Source organism: Vibrio sp. 1-1(7) (assembly GCF_013048485.1).
In the GTDB taxonomy this organism is placed as follows: Bacteria; Pseudomonadota; Gammaproteobacteria; order Enterobacterales; family Vibrionaceae; genus Vibrio; species Vibrio fujianensis.
In genome coordinates, this window is sequence record NZ_VHSP01000002.1 from 513949 (window position 1) to 536312 (window position 22364).

The following is a 22364-nucleotide window of genomic DNA, read 5'->3' on the forward strand; positions in this document are numbered from 1 at the left end:
GTCGATGCATAATCATCAGGCATGGAGCAAAAAATGGACGATCTCTCACCCTCCGATCTTAAAGTCATCCTGCACTCAAAGCGCGCCAATATGTATTACCTTGAATACTGCCGCGTGATGCAAAAAGATGGCCGTGTGCTCTATTTAACCGAAGCAGACAAAGAAAATCTCTACTTCAATATCCCGATTGCCAATACCACCGTACTCATGCTCGGCAACGGCACCTCCATTACTCAAGCGGCCATGCGCATGCTCTCACAGGCTGGCGTATTGGTCGGGTTTTGTGGTGGCGGCGGTACGCCACTGCACATGGCTTGCGAAGTAGAATGGTTTACGCCGCAAAGCGAATATCGCCCAACCGAATACTTACAAGGCTGGCTCTCATTCTGGTTTGATGATCAAAAGCGCTTGGCCGCCGCCAAACAATTTCAAAACGCACGAATTGATTACTTGCAGCGGGTTTGGCGATCAGACCGAGAATTAACCCTTGAAAAATTCAATGTTCAAGATGAAGTAATACAGCAATCCCTTGATACTTTCCACCAACGTACTGAAGCCGCGAATAAACCAGCCGATCTGCTCCTCACGGAAGCGCAGCTCACCAAAGCCCTGTACAAGTACGCTGCCAATAATACGGGGAAAGAAGGCTTTACTCGTCAGCATCAGCCGGATAAAAAATCCACCGATAAAGCCAATGACTTTTTGAATCATGGTAACTATTTAGCTTATGGACTCGCGGCAAGTTGCTTGTGGGTGCTTGGCATTCCGCACGGTTTTGCCGTCATGCATGGCAAAACCCGTCGTGGCGCTTTGGTGTTTGATGTCGCCGACTTAATCAAAGATGCGATTGTGCTGCCGTGGGCCTTTGTTTGCGGCAAAGAAAACGCCACCGAGCAAGAGTTTCGCCAACAAGTTTTACAATCTTTCATTGAACACAAAGCGCTCGATTATATGTTCGACACAGTGAAACACATCGCACTGCAAGGCAAAGAGGAAGAAGAGCGCGAGGAACACGCTTTATGATGGTCACCTTTGTTTCTCAGTGTGAGAAAAACGCTCTCAAGAAGACCCGCCGCGTACTGGATGCCTTCGCCAACCGCATTGGTGATAACACCTGGCAAACCCTGATCACCGAAGATGGGTTACTCACCATTAAAAAAATGCTAGGCCAAACCGCTAGCCGCAGCACTGCGGTGAGTTGCCACTGGATCCGTTCTCGATCGCGCAGCCAGTTGTTATGGGTAGTGGGTAACAAAAAGAAATTTAATGCAGAAGGATATGTGCCAGTAAACAGTACAGAGAAAGACCTGTTGAACAGTGAATTTGAAAACGATTGGAAATATTTACCCCTGATTAAAGCGATAACTGGAATGGCCGCTTTGCTGCACGATTGGGGTAAAGCCTCTGTACTTTTTCAGGAAAAGTTAAATCCAGAAATTAAAACCAAGCATAAAGGTGACCCGCTACGTCATGAGTGGATATCTTGTCTGCTGTTCCATCAATTTGTCGCTAATCCAATACACCAATCTCAAGATGAGGCTTGGTTGGCGACTCTTATCAATCAAAGTATTGATGAAACTTGCTTTAACACCAACGTGTTACAAAAAGAGAAGGCGCTTGCCGAATTACCAACAGCGGCGGCTTTGATCGCTTGGTTGATTGTTTCTCATCACCGATTACCTTTGCCAAAAGAAGAAGCTCTATGTAACAACCAGCGAGAAGTTGATAACTCGTCCTTGGCGGATTTACTTGCCAGAATTACCCCAGCATGGGGTTATGAAAACCGCTTTGATGAGTACAACGCGCTGCTGCCGAAATGTTTTGAATTTCCGTTAGAGTTACTTTCTAATTCCTCGATTTGGCTTGTTGAGCTAAAACGCCGCGCAAAGGATCTATTGCATCATCTGCCTTTACTCGATCTGGCAATGAATGATGGGAGTTGGCGAGGGATTCTACACCATGCTCGGTTGTGCCTGATGCTAGGTGACCACTATTACTCATCACAGCCTAATGATCATCAATGGAAAACCTCGATAGATCTGTACGCCAACACCGATCCCATTACTAAAGCGCGTAAACAAAAGCTGGATGAGCACTTAGTGAATGTCGCTAAAGTTGCAGTGAACACAGTGAAGTTACTGCCGTTTTTTGAAACCGAACCGCTCAAAGCTACCGAGCTCAACGAGCTTGCACCTAAGGCCAACACGCCTAAAGCATTCCGTTGGCAAGACAAAGCGGTACGCAAAATCAATGAGTGGCGTGAACACACGGAAGATAAAAGCCAAGGCTATTTTGTGGTGAACATGGCCAGTACCGGTTGTGGTAAAACCATCGCCAACGCCAAAATTATGCAGGCGTTATCTGAAGAGGGTGAAAGCCTGCGTTTTATTCTGGCACTTGGTTTGCGCACACTCACTTTGCAAACCGGAGACGAATATAAAGAACGTCTCAAACTGCAAGAGAGCGATTTAGCAGTGCTGATTGGTTCTAAAGCTATTTCGGAGTTACATCAATCGGGCAAGAAAGTTGAAAAAGACGACATTGAACCTGAACAAGCTGACGCTGGTTCTGAGTCTTTGGAGAGTCTTCAAGATGAAAACGATGTTCTGGATTGGCAAGGTGTGCTGCCTGAAGAAGAGCTCACGACCGTTTTAACCAAAGAAAAAGACCGAAAACTTCTGTATGCCCCCGTACTGGTATGCACTATCGACCACATTATGGCAGCGACCGAAACCAAGCGTGGTGGACGCTATATTCTGCCCTGTTTACGTTTAATGTCATCCGACTTGGTGATTGATGAAATTGACGACTTTACCGGCGATGATCTGATTGCGATTGGCCGATTAGTGCATTTGGCGGGCATGCTAGGGCGCAAAGTGATGATTTCCTCTGCCACCATACCACCGGATTTAGCATTGGGTTTATACAATGCCTATCGTCAAGGATGGGCAGTGTTTGCCGCCAGCCGTGATAGAGTCAGTAGCATCAATTGTGTTTATGTCGATGAATTTAATACCGAAGCACAGATGGTGGGCTGTGATGATGCTGATTTAGCTGTCTATGAGGCGTTCCAACAACGCTTTGTTGCTAAACGCGTTGATAAACTAAAACAGCAAATCTCAAGACGAAAAGCCGAAATCATTCCATGCATTAAACAGGGTGAGCAACCGCTTGAGGAAGAGTATTTCGAGATAGTCAAACAAGCGGTTTTGACCAAACACCAGCACCACAACACGATAGAGCCAGAAAGCCAAACAAGAGTATCGTTTGGCGTGGTTCGGGTTGCCAATATTCAACCTTGCGTCGAATTAACCCAATATCTACTCAGCTGTGAGTGGCCTGCCGATACCGAAGTGCGTTGCATGCCTTATCACAGTCAGCAAGTGATGTTACTACGTCATGCGCAAGAAAAGCATTTGGATGAAGTGCTCAAACGCAAAGAGAAAACGGGAGAATTACCCGAAGCGTTTGCTCATCCCGTGATTCGTGATCACCTAACGACTTGCCAAGCGAAAAACCTGATTTTTATTCTGGTTGCCACCCCAGTTGAAGAAGTGGGGCGTGATCATGACTTTGACTGGGCGGTAATTGAGCCATCATCTTTTCGTTCAATTATTCAAATGGCAGGCCGAGTACGTAGACATCGTGATGGTGAGATTCAGGAGCCCAATATTGGCTTGTTGCAATACAACGTTAAAGGCTTTAAGGGAGGCTCAGATCGAGTATTTAATCATCCCGGTTATGAAACAGACAGCGCCACCCAGCTCGCCACTCATGATTTATCTGAGCTGGTGGATGAAAAGTCGCTGCTGCAAGCGGTCAATGCCATTGTCCGTATTCAAAAGCGAGTAGTGCTAGAACCGCGCAACAACTTGGCAGATTTAGAGCACTTTGCCACCGCGAAAACCCTTGGCACCGATCAAATTGGCAAACCACAGCAAGTCAATACTAGCCGTCAGGATAGATACAACCGTAATCGTCGCAGTAGCTCGCCGCAGTCATGTTGGTATGAGCATCTGCACGGTCATATTCACGGCTACTGGTGGCTTACCGGATTGCCGCAACACTTCAAACGCTTTCGTAAAAGTGAACCGACAGTGCAAATCTACTTAGTTAAAAAAGCGCGCAGCATTGAGTTTTGTTTGCCTGACGAGGGGATGCCTTCAATCGATGAAGTGTTAAATATTAAACACCTGCCGCTTCCACCAACGCAGCAACAGAAGCTCTGGCTACAGCGTGATTACAGTGAGTTAGTCAGTTTTTACAGTCCAAGCCCTGAACAGGAATTCTCCACCTCAGTGCGTTATGGCGAAATCAGTTTTATCTACCGTGAAGGTAATCAGCAATACAGTTACAACGATCAGCTAGGGTTGGTCAAAAGCTCTTAGAAGTAAAGGCTGGAAAATCCAGCCTTTGGCTACCTGTATGGTAGTGAACATCTTAAACAATTAGATAATTTTCTAAGCTGCATTTTTGCAGTCGGGGGAGAGGCTATAACAAGAGTCGAACTCTTTCAAAGTATTTTTATTATAACTTAATTAAATAATTATATAATGGTTGAATGTTGTCTGTGTTGGTTATAAACTGAGCGTAATTTAATCGAGACGGGAGATGTCAAATGATAGATCCAGCAATAGCCGCCTTTTTTGCTGAGCGTAAAGAAGCATGGCTAAAGAAAAACATCAGTGCAGCAATGTCTGATACAGAAGTATTGGAAAAACAACAGGAGTGTGAGCAAAACTTTCTATTAGACAATTGGTTGCCTGATGCAGCCAAAAGGGCGGGACAAATTTCAGTGGCTTCGCATCCTTGTACCTTTAGTCATCCGAGTGCGCGGAAAAACAAAAATGGTTACGTATCGTCCATTATTGCCAAGAACAAACCAAGAATAGATGGTTTGCTTCGTTCCGGCAATGTGAGTGTTGAGCTAGATGCACTCGGTAACGCAGCGGCATTAGATGTATACAAGTTTCTCAGCTTAGAGATGAGCGACCAACGTTCTTTATTGGTGCATATTGAGGAACAAAGCGAGTTAGCAAGGCAATTGCTTGATATACCAAGTTGTGAATATCAGGCGCTACGCGATGGCTTTTTAAAAATGGTCGATAGCGATCAGGCGTCTGTTTCTAGCTCGAAGATTAAGCAAGTCTATTTCCCGATAGCCGATGGGGAATATCATTTATTGTCGTTATTAACCCATTCCGGTCATCTTTTTGAGTTGCGTAAACGTCTTGATGCACTTCGATTTGGTGATGCGGTAAAAGAGGCAAGAGAGTGCAAAAAAACGAATCACTTTCATCCTGAGGGTTACCAAGAGATCTTTGGTCTCACCACGATTGGGTTTGGCGGCACAAAACCGCAAAATATCAGTGTGCTCAATAACCAAAACGCAGGTAAAGCACATTTGCTGGCCTCTATACCACCGGAGTTAACACCTCGCGATATTCGTTTGCCGAAAACGGATTTTTTCAAAGAGAGCTTTAGCGCTTGGCAAGCCAAAGAGGTGCTTGAAGCGCTGCATCGACTCTTTCAAACCGACTACAACAACATCAATCTCCGTGATGGGCGCGACTACCGTATTCAGCAATACGTTGATTTGGTGATTGAAAAAATGTGGCAAGTACGCCTATTTCTTGAAGCGTATTCCGGTGAATTATCGAGTGCGTTGCCTTTGGAGCAAAAAATCTGGCTCTATCCAGAGTTTGCTGAGCAGCGTCAGCACGAGGATGAATGGCTCGATAAACTCGCTCGCCACATTGCGCGAGGCTTCATCAACCATTACAGCCGCAGCAAAGTGATCGCTAATCCCATAACATTGGCTGACCAAGAGCTGCTAGCGATTGAGAGCGTGGTTGCCAGCAATAAGGAGAACTTGCGATGAACGTATTGATTTTACCGCATCTTAAAATTCACAACGCCAATGCACTTTCAAGCCCCTTTACGATTGGCTTTCCGGCCATGACGGCATGGCTAGGCTTTGTGCATGCCTTAGAGCGCAAGCTGAACCAAGCAGGGTTATCCGATCTCATGCTGCACAGTGCTGCGGTGGTGAGCCACCGTTGTGATGTACAGACTCATAAAGGCGAAGGTGACTTTGTTTATTCAATTATCGGTACTGGCAATCCACTCGATAAGGATGGTTCACGCTCGGCATTTATCGAGGAAGCACGCTGTCACTTAGATGTGTCCCTCGTTATTGAGTGGAGTGGCAATGACGAAGAACTTCAGCAGCCAGACTTTACCCAGCAGTTGCAAGCGGTGATCGCGACGATGAAAGTGGCAGGAGGTGACGTTCTTTCCGTTGGGAAGCCCTCAATCAAATCTGTGATTACGGAACAGGATACCGCTCAAGTCCTACGCCAATTAATGCCAGGCTATGTGCTGATTGAACGCCGCGATTTAATGATAGACGCCATGCAGCAAGGCAATGATGCCATAGATGCGCTGCTCGACTACCTCACCGTACATCACCATTGTGAACAGCTTGAAGACCAAAGCGTTGTTTGGCGTAGCCAGCGCAAGGCGAGTGGCTGGATTGTACCGATTGCCACAGGCTTTCAAGGCATTTCACCATTAGGTGAAGCAAAAAATCAGCGAGATCCATCAGTGCCGCATCGCTTTGCCGAAAGTGTGGTCACGCTAGGCGAATTTGTCATGGCGCACAAAATCAAACATCTCGATGACATCCTTTGGCAATACCACCCCGATTTAGAAAACGATCTTTACCTTTGTCAGCAAGTTAACCCTATCAACGAATACTAATAAGGAACAACATCATGGCTAAAAATAACGACAGCGCTTCAGTACTCGCATTTGAAAAAAAATTAGTACCATCGGATGGCTATCTCTTTGGTTGCCAGTGGGAAACCAAAGAGCACGCAATCCCGTTAGCCCTGCAAGAAAAATCGGTACGTGGCACGATTTCTAATCGTTTAAAAGCGGCGGTGAAAAATGATCCCGCTAAATTGAATGCTGAAGTCGAAAAGGCGAACTTACAACGAGTGGATGCTTGTGCGTTGGGGCAGGATCACGATACTTTGAAGTTGCACTTCACACTCAAAGTATTAGGGGGGCTTGCTCAACCTTCGGCATGTAACAATACGCTGTTCAAACAGAGTTACAGTGCTGCAGTTTCACAGTACATTGCCAAATATGGCTGTTTTGAGTTGGCGAAACGCTACGCCACCAACCTTGCCAATGCTCGTTTTCTATGGCGCAACCGAGTGGGTGCAGAAGAGATTGAAGTGCAAGTTAAGGCGCTTAACAAAGGAGCGGAGCAAACTTGGACTTTTGATGGCAAACAATTTAGTACACGTCATTTTGATCATAATGATCAACATATCGATAGCTTGGCAGAACGTATTGCCAAAGCTTTAGCCAGCGAGTCTGAACATTTGATGCTGCAAATTGACTGTTACGCCAAGGTTGGTAAAGCGCAAGAGGTCTATCCAAGTGAAGAGCTGGTGCTGGATAAAGGCAACAGCAAAACCAAGAAAAGTAAAATCCTGTATGCAGTTAATGAACATGCTGCGATGCACTCACAAAAAATTGGTAACGCACTGCGTTCCATTGATACTTGGTACCCAGATTACGCATCTGAGGAGCAAAGTGCAGGAGCAATTGCCGTTGAACCTTATGGTGCAGTCACTAACTTAGGAAAGGCGTTCCGTACCCCGAAAGATAAGCAAGATTTTTACACTTTCTTTGATAAATGGGCGCGTGGTGAAAGCTTGCCCCGTGAAGAAGATGAGCATTACGTCATGGCCGTATTGGTGCGCGGTGGTGTATTTGGCGAAAGTGACAAATAGGTGGCAGTGATGAACTACTACCAAGAGATCACTTTATTGCCAGATGCCGACATCGCAGTAGGCTTCCTGTGGCAAAACGTCTTTCAACAAGTGCACATTGCTTTGGTGGAGCACAAAGTGGGTAGCAATCAATCTCTGGTTGCGGTCGGTTTTCCTGATTATCGTCAAGCAAAGTTTCCGCTCGGCGCTAAGCTGCGTCTCTTTGCAAAAGAGCAAGCGACATTGGAAAAGTTAGATATCCACCGCTGGCTAACTCGGCTAGAAGACTATGTGCACATCAAAGGCATCAAACCCGTACCAAGCGAGGTAACTTACGTCAGCTTTGTACGCAAGCAGGTGAAATCGCCCGAACGAATAGAGCGGGATATGCAGCAAAAAGCCGAACTATGGGCAGCAAAATCCGGTAAACCACTGGTGGAATGTTTAGCGGATTTGCAACAAAGCAAGCCGACAGCCTTGTGCTCTTTGCCGTTTATTTACTTGCATAGCCAGCAAACCAAGCAACGCTCACCAGAAAAAAACAGCAAGTTTCCGCTGTTTATTGAGATGCAGTCCCAAAGCACATCTCAAGATGGGAGCTTTGATTGCTATGGTTTAAGTAGCAAAGCGAATGGACAATCCGCATTGGCGACCGTACCGCACTTTTAAATTGAACGAAAAAGGGTAGTTTTTACCCTTTATTTTTGCTCTTTAAAAATAAGCTTTAAATACAATAAGTTACAATGGGTGGTTTTTTATAAGGTAAAAATGCATTTTTTATCCTAACTAACTGTTGTAACTTATTTTTATTGATTTATTCTATTGTTCACTGCCGCACAGGCAGCTTAGAAAGTCAAGCGTTGGGTGACCAAGGGGCGCAAGCGGTTCACTGCCGCACAGGCAGCTTAGAAAAATAACTGGGCGTTTTTCTTGAAAGCCTCGCCGTTCACTGCCGCACAGGCAGCTTAGAAAGCCGCGACTAAAGCCGATACCGCAACCATCACGTTCACTGCCGCACAGGCAGCTTAGAAACAATACCACATCTTCTATTAGTCGTATTCCTTGTTCACTGCCGCACAGGCAGCTTAGAAAACTCCGAATTCCTGAGTAGACTAACAAAGTGAGTTCACTGCCGCACAGGCAGCTTAGAAAGTGGTACATGGCCGTGCTGAGTACGACCATGCGTTCACTGCCGCACAGGCAGCTTAGAAATTTTGATGCACCATGCACCGTACTGTGTAGCTGTTCACTGCCGCACAGGCAGCTTAGAAAGCGAGTGATCGGCTCTTCTTATGTTACCGTTCGTTCATTGTGTTAACGATCACCGAAAACTGATCCACTTTTAGCTTAAAAATAGCTTAAAAAGTTCGCGCTTTATCGCGTCGTTCTAAGATAAACTGCAACATTCATTCATTCATTCATCAATCAAGGAGAAAATTTGATGAAAGCGATTATCTTGATATGTATCACCATAAGTTCCTTTTTAACCTTACCCGCCTATGCCGTTGAATTTTGGCATTCCAATACGGTTTGGGCCGGTCAAGGACAATGTTCGGCTGTCTTTTCATTTGATAGTGAAATGAATGAAATAATCGATCTTCAGCTTTCAGTTTCTGCTTTTAATCAGGTCGGTGAAGAAGTTGCATCGGGGGTTATTGAAATTGCACACTTTGGCCAATCATCAGCTGATCGTTATATTGACGCATACTTAGAGAGCGAGGCTTTTTGTGATGAACAACTAACCATCTTAGTTAAGGATGCTCAAGCCATCGTAGATGGTCAACCTATTAATCTTCTAAAAAGCAAAATGATATCAGCGCGAGATTTTAAACCTTTCAATATTCGTATGGCTCAATAAGTTATAGGATGCTTTTTAGGTTATCAACGCTATTTTGCTATTAAATTATTATGTTTAGAATGGAAGTGTTATGAAACACATTTTACGTTTTTATATTATTATGATGTTTGTTGTATCGGGCTATTCAATCGTTACCACGCATGGTTATGATAATATAGGGAAAGACCATATTGAAGTGGGATTATTATGGCCGGTAAGCTTTTATCAATATGTCTCACGGCCAAAAATAGAGGGAGAGTCATACGATAGTGTGATTAACTCGTTAGTTGAACTCATCGAATCGAGAAAAGATTATAATGAACAATATGCCGCAGCCGTAGCATTTAATCAAATTCTGCTTGAAGATTATGTTAAGTCTAATCCAGGTTTATCTCGCGTTGAAATTGAAAGATTAATACATTTATCAAATACAGAGAAACTGGCTTATGAATTGAAAATTAATCCAGCTAAAAGTAAAGCACTGATTAATTTTGTCAACGGGTTTGATTTTGATGATCTTATCGAAGCTGGCGAGAATGCGCGGAATAATGTGTTAAAGATAAGTTATATTCGTTGAGTTTTCCTCAAATAGAGCCCTTGGGGGAAGGGCTCTTGAACTGGAGCGTATTATTTAAATTTGAATCAATTCAGCGGCTTTTTTCATCGCCTCTTTAGTTGAACATTCGATAATATTTGCTTTAGCAAAGCGATGTGCATCTTTGACTTGGATATCGTGGGCAAGAATAACCAGCTTAGCATAGGCGATGTCTTGGTCAGTAATGCGGTTTTTGATACCATTTTGACCTTGCGTTTCAACTTTGATTTTGATGCCGGCTGCTGCCCCTGCTTTTTCAAGTGCTTTTGCGGCCATGAAAGTGTGCGCCACACCGGATGGACAACAGGTGACGGCTACGATGTCATATTCGCCTTCACCCACGGTAGGTATGGTTTGAGTCTCGGATGGGGTGTTCTCTTCTTTTTCCATTTCTGGATCGTCAGTGACAACCGGTTTCCAAAAGCCAACCATTAAAGCCGTTGTGAGCGAACCGAGTGCGATACCGACTACGTACATTGGAATGTTGCTTGAAACTGGCGCGGTGATCAGGCCACCCCAAGGTGCGTGAAGCAATACATTGGTTAAGAAGCCAAATACACAGCCTACGATACCACCAGCAACGATAGACGGTAGCACTCGTATCGGGTCATTGGCTGCGAATGGAATTGCGCCTTCAGAAATACCAATGGATCCCATGATGGCTGCCGCTTTACCCGCCTCTTGCTCTTGTTTGGTGAATTTTTTCTTAAATAGGAAGGTTGCCAGTGCCATACCTAACGGTGGTGTACAAATGGCGATACCGACGCCGCCCATAAGCCATGGTTGGGTATCGACTTGTGTTTGTGCGAATAGGGTCGCGACTTTATTAATTGGGCCACCCATATCAAAGGCTGTCATCCCGCCTAGAATTGTCCCTAACACCACCTTTGATGCTCCGGCCATGGATGCGAGAAACTCATTCATCGAAGCCATAAATAATTTAATTGGCTCACCGATCCCCCATAGCACGATGCCTGCAGAAATGATTGTACCTACCAGAGGATAAATAAAATATGCCCCCAATGCGGTCATGTTGGCTGAAAGTGGGATTTTTTTCAGTTGGAATACCACGCCACCGGCAATAAAGCCTGCCACGATACAGCCAAGGAAACCGCCGCCCATGTCGGCCATAATACCAGATGAGATCATTGCCGGTGCAAGTGCTGGTTTATCCGCAATAGAATAACCGATAAAGCCCCCTAAAATAATAGGAAACAATACCAAGCCTTTTATGCCAATATTAGAAATGTCAGCTAATAAACCATCAGCCGGTACGGCTCCTTTACCAGAGGCCATGACGGCAAGCGCCAATAATACCCCTCCGGCGACGATAAATGGCAACATGTGAGAGGTACCAAATAAAAGATGGCCTTTCACGGTACTGAGGAGTTTTTTAAAATTGCTACGATTATGGGTAGCTTGAGCGGTTAGGGTACTCATAATGTTATACCTTATGATTGAGTTAAAATAATAATTTAATGCTCACCTTTTTTATTCACTTGCCGCCTACCTGCAACTCCAAATTGTTTGAGTATCGGTGGCGTATTTGATCAAGTGTTTTTATTACGGCTTTTTATTCTTTTCTTGATGGTGATTTTGATTAAATTAACGATTGATTAATTGGATTATTCGGCTTTGATTCATGCTTAGTAAATGATGGATCTAATTTAATTAATCTTGCGGGGAGCGGAAATAGTAAAAAAGAGTCTATTACTACACATTTGTATCACTCAAGCTTAAATGTGATTTATATCGCTCAATACCAAAAACAAAAAAAGCCAGTCAAAAGAGACTGGCTGAATGGTATTCCTTTTTTGCTTGACGCTGCAGCAGTGTTGGCGACGTTCGTTTAGCCCAATCGGATATCCCCTTCCTACTTGACGCTGCAGGGGTGTTGGTTACGTTCTTTCACCCCAATCACATAGCCTGTCTATGCTCATGGGGATTCACTCACTTGCCGCCTACCTGTAACTCCACGTTGTTTGGGTATAGTTTGTCGATTACTCGCTATATGCGCGAGCAACTCGGCCAGTACAACTCATCGTGTAATGTTTGGCATAAGCTGGAATGAACACGGAGCGGCCTTTCTCTACCACACAGGTTTCACCGTTTGCATGAGTGAGCACTAAGGTGGTTTCTAACGGAAGTAGGATTTCAGCACTTTGCACATCAAATGCATTGTGGTTTGAGGCGGTAATGATAGCAAATTTGAAATCGTTCACTGGCACGGGATATTCCAAGATACCATCACGTTCAATGGGGTCGAGTAATAAGCTATCGGATGGTTTTTCGGTAAAACGAGTGCAAGCGATTAACTCTTGTACATCAATATATTTAGGGGTTAAGCCTGCGCGTAAGACGTTGTCAGAGTTTGCCATAATTTCAAGACCTGTCCCTTGGAGATAGGCATGTGGCGTTTCGGCATCTAAAAACATCGCTTGACCGGGTTGTAGTGTGATCACATTAAGCAATAAGGGTGCAAATAGGCCAATATCATTCGGATACTGTTTTTCCAGTGTCGCAATGAGGCTAAACAGGGGAGAGTTTAGTTCGCGCGCTTTTACCAACAGAGCGGTGAGCGCGTTTTCTTTTTGTTGCCCTTCAAGAGATAATAAGCCAGAAAAGAACGCCGCTAAGCCTTGAGGTGTTTGATGAGCGATAAGCTCGTCTAATAGCGGTTGTAGCTCAAAAATAGCAAGCTGAGAAAAATGGCCAATAATCTCATTGATGGATCGAAAACCATTCATCGCTTGGTACTCAGTCAATGCGTAGACCAATTCCGGCTTGTGGTTGGGATCTTTATAGTTACGATGAGCCGCAGAGAGAGGAATGGCTTGTTGTTGTTCTAACGCGAATCCTTGTTCTGCTTGTTGTTTGTTTGGATGGACTTGAATAGATAAGGCTTTTTCTGCTGCCAATATTTTGAATAAATAAGGAAGTTCTTTAAAACGAGTGGCTACTTCTGTGCCTAGAAAAGCATCCATGTCTTGAGCAATCAGCGTAGAGAGTTTTGTGGCTTGACCGTGGATATTGACGGTTGAGCAGCCATTGGGATGCGCGCCCATCCACACTTCAGCTTGTGGCTCATGGGTTGGATTTTCAATCCCAAACAGTTGGTTGACAGAGGTTGTACTGCCCCAAGCGTAGTTTTGAATCACATTATTCATCAATAAGAACATGGGATAACCCGCCTGTGTTGGGGCCGTTTGTGCCTTAGACATTGTTAAATCAGACATAAAATCTCACCATTAAAAAATCATGGCTTGGACCAAATTGCCCAAGCCATTAGAATCGTTAGGGCTAAGCCGTAGCTTGCATCATTTTCGTTTTACGAATTTTCTTCAATGTGACACACGTTATTGCCGTTACTATTGCACCGACGATCATACAGAGAAGTGCAAGCACGGGATGGTTCATTGCACCTAATAGTGCAACCACGGGGCCACCATGTGCGACGCTATTGGTGATACCAAATGAGAACGCCATGACTGCCGCAACCATTGAACCTAGCATATTGGCAGGAATAACCGACATCGGATCTTGCGCGGCAAATGGGATTGCACCTTCAGAAATACCGACCAAACCCATTGCACCAGCCGCTTTACCGGCTTCTTGTTCTGATGCTTCAAATAGAGCGAACTTACGCCCCAATACCGTTGCTAATGCCATACCTAACGGTGCGACGGGGATAGCACATGCCATTGCCCCCATAAATTGTGTTTGACCGCTCGCTATCATACCGACCGAGAATAAGAAGGCAACTTTGTTGAAGGGGCCACCCATATCGAATCCAGCCATTCCGCCTAATACGATACCGAGCAATACCACATTACCGGTACTCATGGTGGTCAGAAGTGCGGTTAGGCTATCCATTAAGCTTGCAATTGGTGCTCCAATTACGAAGATAAATAGCCCCGCAATGAATAATGAACCAGTGATCGGCGCAATCATAATGGGGACTAAAGGTTGGATAAATTTGTGGTAGTTGATGGATGTAATCCATTTGACGAAATAACCCACCAATAGACCCGCGATGATCGCGCCAATAAAGCCTGTGCCTGCATCTGCGCCGTAAAAAGATCCGTTATTGGCAATCCAGCCGCCGATCAATCCTGGGGTGAGTGCAGGGCGGTCTGCAATGGCGTAAGCAATGTAACCGGCAAGGATTGGGATCATCAGAGTAAAGGCAACCACGCCCACATTAAGGATTTGATTCCACATACTGCCGTCCGGAATCGCCATGCCAGTTTCACTCGGCTCACCGCCTACTGCCAGTGCTAAAGCGATCAGTAGACCGCCTGTTACAACGAATGGAATCATGTGTGAGACACCATTCATTAAATAACGGTAGAGATCGGAGCGAGCTTGAGAGGCTTTGCCAGCGGCAAATTTTTGTGTATTGCTGGTGGCATCTGCTTGGTAGATGGGGGCGTTTAACGCTTCATTAATCAGGGCTTGAGCATCGCGGATAGGAGCTTTTACATTCGTTTTAACCACACGCTTGCCCGCAAAACGGCTCATGTCCACTTGTTTATCACAGGCGACGATGATGGCGTCGGCACGTTCGATTTCTTGCTCAGTTGGGCTATTTTTGACCCCGATAGAGCCATTCGTTTCTACTTTAATATCATAACCCATGGCAGCGGCACCTTTCTCTAGTGCTTCTGCAGCGAGGTAGGTGTGCGCAACACCGGCAGGACAGCCCGTTACGCCAATAATGAATCCTTGATTGGTTACGGGGAGTGTGGGTTGTTGTGATTCTTGTTTGGTTAACAGCAACGCCAGCGCTTGCTGGCTATTGGATGCGTTAACAAAGGCATCAATAAAGCCATCTTCAATTAATTTTGATGAGAGTTCAGCAAGCACTTCAATATGGTGATTATCGCCACCATCGGGTGAGGCGATCATGAAAAATAATTTAGAAGGGAGCCCATCATCAGCACCGTACTCAATACCTGATTGGCTAACACCGATCACCACCGCCGGCTCAATGACGGCGGCACTTTTGGCATGCGGGATCGCAACCCCTTCTTCAAATCCTGTGTTGCCCAACGCTTCACGTGCTTGAATATCTGTTAAAAATTGTGCTTGGTCTGAGATGCGACCTTGAGCATAGAGAACTTCAATGAGTTCTTTAAACACCTCTTCTTTGCTCGTGGCTTGAAGATCAAGCTTGATTAAATTTTCATTAATGAGTTTGGTGATCATGAATAACCCCTGTAACGATCATTGTTATTTCAGTGCATTGTCAAAGTTGTGCTCAATTCAGGGTAGTGAATAAATAATGCATTTACTGGATAATTGTAACTCACTAGTAAGAGTGTGATTCAGATCATCTACTGTATTTTTATTGCAGCGGTGATTTGTGGGAAAATTATTATATAGAGCTCATCAACCTTATCACTCGTTGCGAGAGTAGAATTGGCGACGGGTTTTATCTAGAAAATTGATTCAGTAACTGGATTTTTATAACCTTGTTGGTGAAGTGTGATTTTGTTCTGTAGTACAAAAATCCAGCCCAGTGTATACCTAAAAAAATAGTCCCCAATAGATAGGGTATGAGCAAATGATTTTTAATGAGTTAATTTCAGCGGTCTTACAAGAAAGGGAACCCTTTCATCATATTTGGTTCGCAGGTGATTTTCATACCCCCCCAAAATTTAGCTATCAAGTCAATTTTCCGCGTCTAGAGTTGGTATTAAGTGGGGAATATATTAATCAAATGGAAGATGATCATCGAAAAGTCAGCCATATTGTTGCCAAAAGTGGAGACGCCATTTTTATTCCACCAAACTGTTGGAATAAGCCTGATTGGGATACAGATTGTTCGGTATTGAGCATTCTGTTTGGTCGTCGTCAGCTTGGTCTGAGCTTAGTAAGCAAACGTAAAGGTGAGGCGACTTTTTACGATATTCAAAAACACAGTATTCAGACCCGTTCTGGGTTTGCGATTGATAACATCTTAGAAGCGCTTAGTTCGCTGGCTCGTGAGAATATAAAAAAGCCGATGGATGAGCTTTTGTTACAAGCCCTATTACAATATGCCAAAACAATGTTGGATGCGCCGATTGAGCAGCAGTCGAGCCGCCGTGTGCAAGATTTGTATCAAGGTATTTGTATTTATATTCAAGAGAACTTTCACCGTCCAATTACCCGTGACAGTATTGCTGCTCGGTTTAGTATTTCATCCAATCATTTGTCGCGCCTTTTTCGGCAACAAGGTCACATGACATTAGCTGATTACATTACTTGGGTTAGGGTTGAGCGCGCAAAGTTTATGCTGAAAAAATATAACTTTAAACTGAATGAAGTATCTGTCCGTTGTGGTTTTAAAGATGTGAACTATTTTTGTCGTGTGTTTAAAAATCGCACAGGGAAAACCCCAACTCAATACCGTGGCTCAATTTGACCAAGAGAAATAAAAAGCTTTATTAATCAAGCTAGTAGGCGAGACATAGCGTACATTAGCAATGCTTGTAAATCAACGCGACTTTTCGTCAGTAGCAGGCGTTCTGCCATTTGATCAGTTAATAAGTTACGGGTGAGATTTGTCGCAGCGATGATCTGTTCTCGAGAGGGTTTTTCCGGCATGACCAGTGCGATGGCAAGATGGACATTGCCCATTTTTGACGCCCAATCCATCGGAATTTGATTGGCAATGACAGCAACGCTAATGTGCTCAACGCCTGCAAACATAACATGAGGCAGAGCGATCCCTGGTATCACACATGTGGAAGATCGCTCCTCTCGTTTAATAAACGCAAGGAGCAGTTCATCTGGATGAATGGGATGAATTAATTGAGCCAATCCTTTTAAACATTCAAACTTAGTCAACGCTGTGTGTGCGTTGGCGTAAAGCCATTTAATGTCACAGGGTGGGCTGATCTGTGGTAGACGTTCGGCCAATTGGCTGGAAAACTCATAGTTGATTTGTGAGCCAACAACCGTAAAGTATTCTGCCATGATGTCTTTGATAACGAAGCAAGCCAGCTCGGCATCAATGCCTATGGCTGTGATTTGGCACAGGTCGTTTTGCTGTAATCCAACTTGTAATATAGCTAAGGATTTGCTTAATTGTGCCACGCGATTGCGAGTTATGTTGATGATATGCAAGGTGCTTTTGAATTTTTTTACCACTCGATTGAGGGGCTGAACGATATGAGCCCGTGCAGTGTTGTTATCAACAAAAAAAGTAATTTGATATTCGTTCATCGGTTATTTCTCCGCATGAAAACGGCAGCTTTGATGCTCAGCCACTTGGCAGTGGTTAATCGCGGCAATAGAGGAGAAATACTTTATCGACATTAAGTAATACATCTTCAATCGGGATTTGAACTTGATGTGTCCCTTCGAAACGTGCTGGTTGTTCAATATCAATGTCAGAGACGATCAAAACGCGATCCGCTTGGGCGATATCATGGGGCGTGAGCTGATTTTCGATGCCCATTGCGCCTTGAGTTTCAACTTTGATTTGTACGTTATATTTAGGCGCTGCTTTCATCAAAGCATCGGCCGCCATATAGGTATGAGCAATGCCTGTAGGGCATGCGGTGACTGCGACAATCTTCATGAACTATCCAATGATTTTTGGTAAATATTAACACAACAACAACCGATGGCATGAATCGATAACCGATAAACATTGGTGTTCTATCACAGTTTGCTCATCATGTTACATTAATCCAGTTGATGTGTGCTTAGTCCTATAGCTGCAAGCGAGTTGGCTGGTTAATCTATGCACAATTAACGTGCAGGTGATCACAGCAACCTTACCCATAGAGAGCCATTTTTGCTCTTCATCGCACAGGGTAAACGCCTATAAGGATACATTCGAGCGTGAATATTGAACAACAATTGATGGATATTACCGACTTAATCGAGCTAGATACGATTTGTTTAGAATTGAAGGCTCAAACCAAAGATGAAGTGTTCAAAGAACTGGTCGGTCTGCTTGGTGCGGCTGGGAAGTTAACCAGTCAAAGCGAGTTTTTAACCGATATTTGGCAGCGGGAAGAGATAGGGAATACGGGCTTTGATGATGGAATTGCGATTCCGCACGCGAAAAGTCGTGCCGTTGCTAAGCCTGCGGTTGCTGTGGGTATTAGCCGTACTGGGATTGATTATGGTGCTGAGAATGGCGAGCGAGCGGAGGTTTTTTTTATGCTGGCTTCACCCGTTGGGGATGACCACCACCATATCGAAGTATTGGCACAAATTTCCACTAAAATTATTGAAGAGAGCTTTGTGGAAAAGCTTAAAGCGGCTCAATCATGTGCAGAAGCGTTCGCAATGCTAACAGAGACGTCAGAACAAGATTCGCCAGCGATTTTTGATGTGAGCGAGCAGCCATTAAGCCCTTGGGCACAAAAGCTCGGACGGATCAAAGAACATTTGTTGTTTGGTACCTCACATATGATCCCGTTTATTGTTGCAGGTGGTGTTTTGCTGTCATTATCCGTGATGATCTCTGGTCATGGTGGTGTGCCGCAAGAAGGCGTTCTCGCCGATATCGCCCAAATGGGAATGGCCGGTTTAACGTTATTTACGGTTGTGCTGGGCGGTTATATTGCTTATTCAATTGCTGATAAGCCGGGGCTTGCACCCGGCATGATCGGGTCTTGGATTGCGGTAAGCCATTACAACACCGGATTTCTTGGTGCGATCATCGTGGGTTTTTTGGCCGGATGGGTTGTGTGGTTACTCAAAAAAATTCGGTTACCCGATAGCATGATATCACTCGGCTCTATCTTTATTTATCCCCTCGTCGGTACTTTCGTGACTTGTGGTGCGGTGATGTGGGTGATGGGAGTACCCATCGCAAGTGCCATGACGGCGATGAATAATGGGCTGACGGAAATGGCAGGCTCAGGAAAAGTTATGCTGGGTACTGTGCTTGGAGCAATGACTGCATTTGATATGGGCGGCCCGATTAATAAAGTTGCCACCTTGTTTGCGCAGACACAAGTGAATACTCAGCCATGGCTGATGGGTGGGGTTGGAATCGCTATTTGCACACCGCCATTAGGAATGGCGCTGGCGACGTTGTTATCACCGCATAAATTTAAGCGTGAAGAGCGCGAAGCCGGAAAAGCGGCTGGCATTATGGGTATGATTGGTATTAGTGAAGGTGCCATTCCCTTTGCCACTGCCGATCCGGCCCGCGTATTACCTGCTATTGTTGCGGGCGGAATTGTTGGGAATGTGCTTGGGTTTATGTTTCAGGTGATGAATCATGCACCGTGGGGCGGTTGGATCGTATTGCCGGTCATTGATGGGAAAATCGGCTACCTCGTCGGTACAGTGGCCGGTTCTGTGACGACGGCGATGATTGTTATTGCTTTGAAAAAAAACGTGGTAGAAGAGCGATACTATATGCCAGGTTCTCCCGCTTATACGTCAGTGTATGGAGAAGGCGAAGCCGATGTACTAGCGGTTACCTCTTGTCCTTCTGGGGTGGCTCATACGTTTTTGGCAGCGAAATCCTTAGAAAAAGCCGCTTGTGCACTTGGCATTAAAATTAAGGTTGAAACACAGGGGGCAAATGGAGTGATTAACCGGATTACAGAGAAAGATATTGCACAAGCCAAATTGGTTATTTTTGCTCATGATGTTGCGATAAACGATCCGGAGCGTTTTAATAAAATAAACGTTCTTGATGTCAGTACTAAAGAAGCCATATTTAATGCTGCCGCTTTACTCACTCGGGTCAACAGACCCTAGAAAACGACGTAATTGCGGTTCATTCACAATGGCTAAGCGGTTGCCTTGTTTGGTGATTAGTCCTCTTTCGATCAGTTCTTTTACCGCACGTCTATATACTCGACTTGAAGTACCAAAGCGTTCAGCTTCCTGATTCACCTTGTCAAACCCTCCTAGCGTTACGGAATGTTGTTTTTGTTGAAGTAAATCAAAGGCAATGTTGTAAGCGATAGGGTGCAGTAAGCGGCTCGTATAAATCGCCATAGAGTCTTGATAATCCTCAGCTAATGCCGAGGCAAAGAAAACCATCATTTCAGGCTGTTGTTGCAATGCTTGCATTAAACGGTGAATACAAATGAGATCGACTTGTAAGTGTTCATCGGCGGTGACGGTCCACTGGCACGGTGTTTCGGTAAAAAACTCCATTTCACCAAAGATATGGTGGTCACAATTAACTTCACCGAGTTGAAAACGTCGGCCATTCACGGCGATGATATTCATTGAAACGCGGCCGACAGGCACGACAAAAATTTGTTCGAGCTGTTCGCCTTGACGCAGTATGGCTGTGCCAGCATCAACATAGTAGCTGTTTATTTGGCAGCGGTAGATGAGATCTCGAAAAGCTTTGGCTTGTTTTGTCAAATAAGTTGCGAAACGGCCAGTGGGATAGGGGCTGATTCTCATAGTTCATGATTACTGTCGATTAAGAAGGTAAAGAGTACGTTTCTTATTGCTCAATGTCACTCCTCTACGGTTGATAATGAGAGCTTACCAGATGTATCTCCTTGTTACCTGACGCTGCAGCGGTGTTAGCTACGCTCGTTCACCCCAATCGCATCGTCTGTCTATGCGATTGGGGATTTACTTGCCACCTACCTGCAATTTCAGTGGGCTGGCTATAGAAACGGTTTCTGAAGAGACCATTTCGCTTTGGTGGGGCGGATTACCACACTACAGGTTTACAAGGGCTTCCAGTGCAGCCAAGCAGGCGCGTTTTTCTCCATCCATCATGTCCTTGTTATCATTCACGTATTGGTTGACTCCTTCTTTTACATCTTGCTGATAACAAACGACGTTATTGAGTACAGACGCCACCTGTAAACCGCGTAAACGACCGACGGTAAATAGTGCTGACGTTTCCATATCCGCCCCTAGGATGCCTTTTCCATGCCAGTAATGACATAAGGCTTCTTCATTGTCGGTATAAAAACTGTCGTGTGAACGGACGATTCCCATATGGTAAGGCCTGTTTTGTGTTTGCAAATAACCATTAAGCCCTTGAAGTAAATTAAAACTGGCGTAGGCAGGGTAAGTCGAATCGATATAACTTTTTGAGCCTCCATCATCACGCACGGCAGCTTCCGCAATGATCAGTTGGCCAAGTTGGATATTTGGCTGTAATGCACCCGCTGAGCCGACCCGCACAAGGTAGCGTGCGCCACATTGTGCCAGCTCCTCAACCGCAATAATCATCGACGGTGCGCCAATCCCGGTACTGCACACCGTGATCGCTTTTCCTTGGTATTGTCCATTGAATAAGCGAAATTCACGGTTTTCTGCGATACGTTCTCCGTTGTTGAGCAATGCGGCAATGCGATCGGCACGATCAGGTTCACCACAAACGATGACTCGCTCAGCCACTTGGGTTGGATCAACACATAAATGGGGTTGTTTACTCATGCGACGGCCTCATTGACCGATTTTTCGTTTGATGCGCGGTTCCGTTTTGCTGTTTGTGCCCATGCGCGAGTGCCATTGGCTGCGATAAACATTAGGATAGCGTATTGTAATGACATCGCATACACCCCTTGCATCGCATAGATGCCGACACTGATGATGTTTATGACAACCCAAAGTACCCAGTTTTCAACGTATTTCCGAGTCATGAGAACTTGTGCGACAATCGATAATACGGTCATGGTTGAATCCCAGAACGGAAACGCATCCGGTTCTAATACTGGTTCAGATAAGTTGGCACCAAATAGGTTCATGCTATCGACGGCGATGTTTGCTAACGCGAAGAAAAATGGGTCAATATAAAGTGTTAACAGGGCAATCGCACACACGCAGAGGCTGGCGGTGATGAGCATTTTTTTCTGACTTAACCAACGAACTTCGAGCAAATCTCCCGCCGCATTGGGTCTTGTCCATGCATACCAGCCGTACACATTGGCACAGAAGAAAAACAACTGCAGCAGAAGTAAGCCATAAAGTTGGATTTGAAAGAAAATCACCGCAAAAAGGGTCACGTTAATTAAACCAAACAGGTAGTTAATGGTTTTTTCTTGGCTGGCAAACCAGATGCATAGTAAGCCGAAAATGGTGCCAATAGCTTCGATCCAGCTCATGTCATAACCTGTGCCAATCGGAATGTGTAGCAAGGTATTATTGATATCGAATAAGGAGAGCAGCTCCATATTAAGTCCTTTTCATTGAATGTTAGTGG

At 44.9% G+C, this 22364-nt stretch carries 18 protein-coding genes and 1 CRISPR repeat array; of the genes, 10 read left to right on the top strand and 8 right to left on the bottom strand.

Annotated elements, in window-relative coordinates; genetic code table 11:
• The first annotated feature begins 33 nt into the window (after positions 1 to 33).
• The 8 genes from cas1f (at position 34) to FKN05_RS10315 (ending at position 10201) form a co-directional block, all read left to right on the top strand.
• Positions 34 to 1023, top strand: coding sequence for a type I-F CRISPR-associated endonuclease Cas1f (gene cas1f, locus FKN05_RS10280; RefSeq protein WP_170887444.1), 990 nt, complete (start codon positions 34 to 36; stop codon positions 1021 to 1023).
• Positions 1020 to 4388, top strand: coding sequence for a type I-F CRISPR-associated helicase Cas3f (gene cas3f, locus FKN05_RS10285; protein ID WP_170887445.1), 3369 nt, complete (start codon positions 1020 to 1022; stop codon positions 4386 to 4388). Before cas1f ends, cas3f begins: the two co-directional genes overlap by 4 nt.
• Positions 4389 to 4618: 230 nt before the next feature.
• Positions 4619 to 5881 carry a type I-F CRISPR-associated protein Csy1 gene (csy1, locus tag FKN05_RS10290; RefSeq protein WP_170887446.1) on the top strand — a complete coding sequence of 421 codons (1263 nt, stop codon included), beginning with the start codon at positions 4619 to 4621 and terminating at the stop codon, positions 5879 to 5881.
• Positions 5878 to 6762, top strand: coding sequence for a type I-F CRISPR-associated protein Csy2 (gene csy2, locus FKN05_RS10295; RefSeq protein ID WP_170887447.1), 885 nt, complete (start codon positions 5878 to 5880; stop codon positions 6760 to 6762). The genes csy1 and csy2 overlap by 4 nt, the downstream gene beginning before the upstream one ends.
• Positions 6763 to 6776: 14 nt before the next feature.
• Entirely contained in the window at positions 6777 to 7808 is a 1032-nt protein-coding gene (gene csy3 / locus FKN05_RS10300) for a type I-F CRISPR-associated protein Csy3 (protein ID WP_170887448.1), read from the top strand.
• A gap of 9 nt (positions 7809 to 7817) precedes the next feature.
• Positions 7818 to 8456 (top strand): type I-F CRISPR-associated endoribonuclease Cas6/Csy4, encoded by a 639-nt coding sequence (cas6f, locus tag FKN05_RS10305; RefSeq protein ID WP_170887449.1) that lies wholly within the window; start codon positions 7818 to 7820, stop codon positions 8454 to 8456.
• 155 nt (positions 8457 to 8611) lie between these two features.
• Positions 8612 to 9059: a CRISPR direct-repeat array (repeat unit 28 nt; unit sequence GTTCACTGCCGCACAGGCAGCTTAGAAA).
• Positions 9060 to 9228: 169 nt separating this feature from the next.
• A complete protein-coding gene (locus FKN05_RS10310) occupies positions 9229 to 9645 on the top strand; it encodes an IrmA family protein (protein ID WP_099611140.1) in 417 nt (138 codons plus the stop codon).
• A 70-nt stretch (positions 9646 to 9715) separates the two neighbouring features.
• Positions 9716 to 10201, top strand: a complete 486-nt coding sequence (locus FKN05_RS10315) for a hypothetical protein (RefSeq protein WP_099611141.1) — start codon at positions 9716 to 9718, stop codon at positions 10199 to 10201.
• Positions 10202 to 10255: 54 nt separating this feature from the next.
• On the opposite strand, the gene FKN05_RS10320 is transcribed toward FKN05_RS10315, so the two are convergent.
• The 3 genes from FKN05_RS10320 to FKN05_RS10330 form a co-directional block, all read right to left on the bottom strand.
• Positions 10256 to 11659, bottom strand: coding sequence for a PTS fructose transporter subunit IIBC (locus FKN05_RS10320; RefSeq protein ID WP_170887450.1), 1404 nt, complete (start codon positions 11657 to 11659; stop codon positions 10256 to 10258).
• A 560-nt stretch (positions 11660 to 12219) separates the two neighbouring features.
• Complete coding sequence (gene manA / locus FKN05_RS10325) at positions 12220 to 13440, bottom strand: mannose-6-phosphate isomerase, class I (RefSeq protein WP_337247019.1); 1221 nt, start codon at positions 13438 to 13440, stop codon at positions 12220 to 12222.
• Positions 13441 to 13519: 79 nt separating this feature from the next.
• Positions 13520 to 15427, bottom strand: coding sequence for a PTS fructose transporter subunit IIABC (locus tag FKN05_RS10330; protein ID WP_099611143.1), 1908 nt, complete (start codon positions 15425 to 15427; stop codon positions 13520 to 13522).
• A 358-nt stretch (positions 15428 to 15785) separates the two neighbouring features.
• Between FKN05_RS10330 and FKN05_RS10335 the strand changes: the two genes are divergently transcribed.
• A complete protein-coding gene (locus FKN05_RS10335) occupies positions 15786 to 16628 on the top strand; it encodes a helix-turn-helix transcriptional regulator (protein ID WP_099611144.1) in 843 nt (280 codons plus the stop codon).
• Positions 16629 to 16654: 26 nt separating this feature from the next.
• On the opposite strand, the gene FKN05_RS10340 is transcribed toward FKN05_RS10335, so the two are convergent.
• Both FKN05_RS10340 and FKN05_RS10345 read right to left on the bottom strand, forming a co-directional pair.
• The gene (locus tag FKN05_RS10340; protein WP_161426993.1) at positions 16655 to 17431 is read right to left on the bottom strand and encodes a PTS sugar transporter subunit IIA; all 777 of its coding nucleotides are present in this window, start codon (positions 17429 to 17431) and stop codon (positions 16655 to 16657) included.
• Between the two features lie 55 nt (positions 17432 to 17486).
• Entirely contained in the window at positions 17487 to 17789 is a 303-nt protein-coding gene (locus FKN05_RS10345) for a PTS fructose transporter subunit IIB (protein ID WP_099611145.1), read from the bottom strand.
• A gap of 287 nt (positions 17790 to 18076) precedes the next feature.
• Here FKN05_RS10345 and FKN05_RS10350 point away from each other — a divergent pair, with 287 nt between their 5' ends.
• The gene (locus FKN05_RS10350; RefSeq protein ID WP_099611336.1) at positions 18077 to 19939 is read left to right on the top strand and encodes a fructose-specific PTS transporter subunit EIIC; all 1863 of its coding nucleotides are present in this window, start codon (positions 18077 to 18079) and stop codon (positions 19937 to 19939) included.
• On the opposite strand, the gene FKN05_RS10355 is transcribed toward FKN05_RS10350, so the two are convergent.
• The 3 genes from FKN05_RS10355 to pnuC form a co-directional block, all read right to left on the bottom strand.
• Positions 19913 to 20602, bottom strand: coding sequence for a Crp/Fnr family transcriptional regulator (locus FKN05_RS10355; protein ID WP_099611146.1), 690 nt, complete (start codon positions 20600 to 20602; stop codon positions 19913 to 19915). The genes FKN05_RS10350 and FKN05_RS10355 overlap by 27 nt on opposite strands.
• Positions 20603 to 20869: 267 nt before the next feature.
• Positions 20870 to 21598 (bottom strand): nucleoside phosphorylase, encoded by a 729-nt coding sequence (locus FKN05_RS10360; protein ID WP_170887451.1) that lies wholly within the window; start codon positions 21596 to 21598, stop codon positions 20870 to 20872.
• Positions 21595 to 22335, bottom strand: a complete 741-nt coding sequence (gene pnuC / locus FKN05_RS10365; RefSeq protein ID WP_170887452.1) for a nicotinamide riboside transporter PnuC — start codon at positions 22333 to 22335, stop codon at positions 21595 to 21597. Before pnuC ends, FKN05_RS10360 begins: the two co-directional genes overlap by 4 nt.
• Positions 22336 to 22364: the final 29 nt, after the last annotated feature.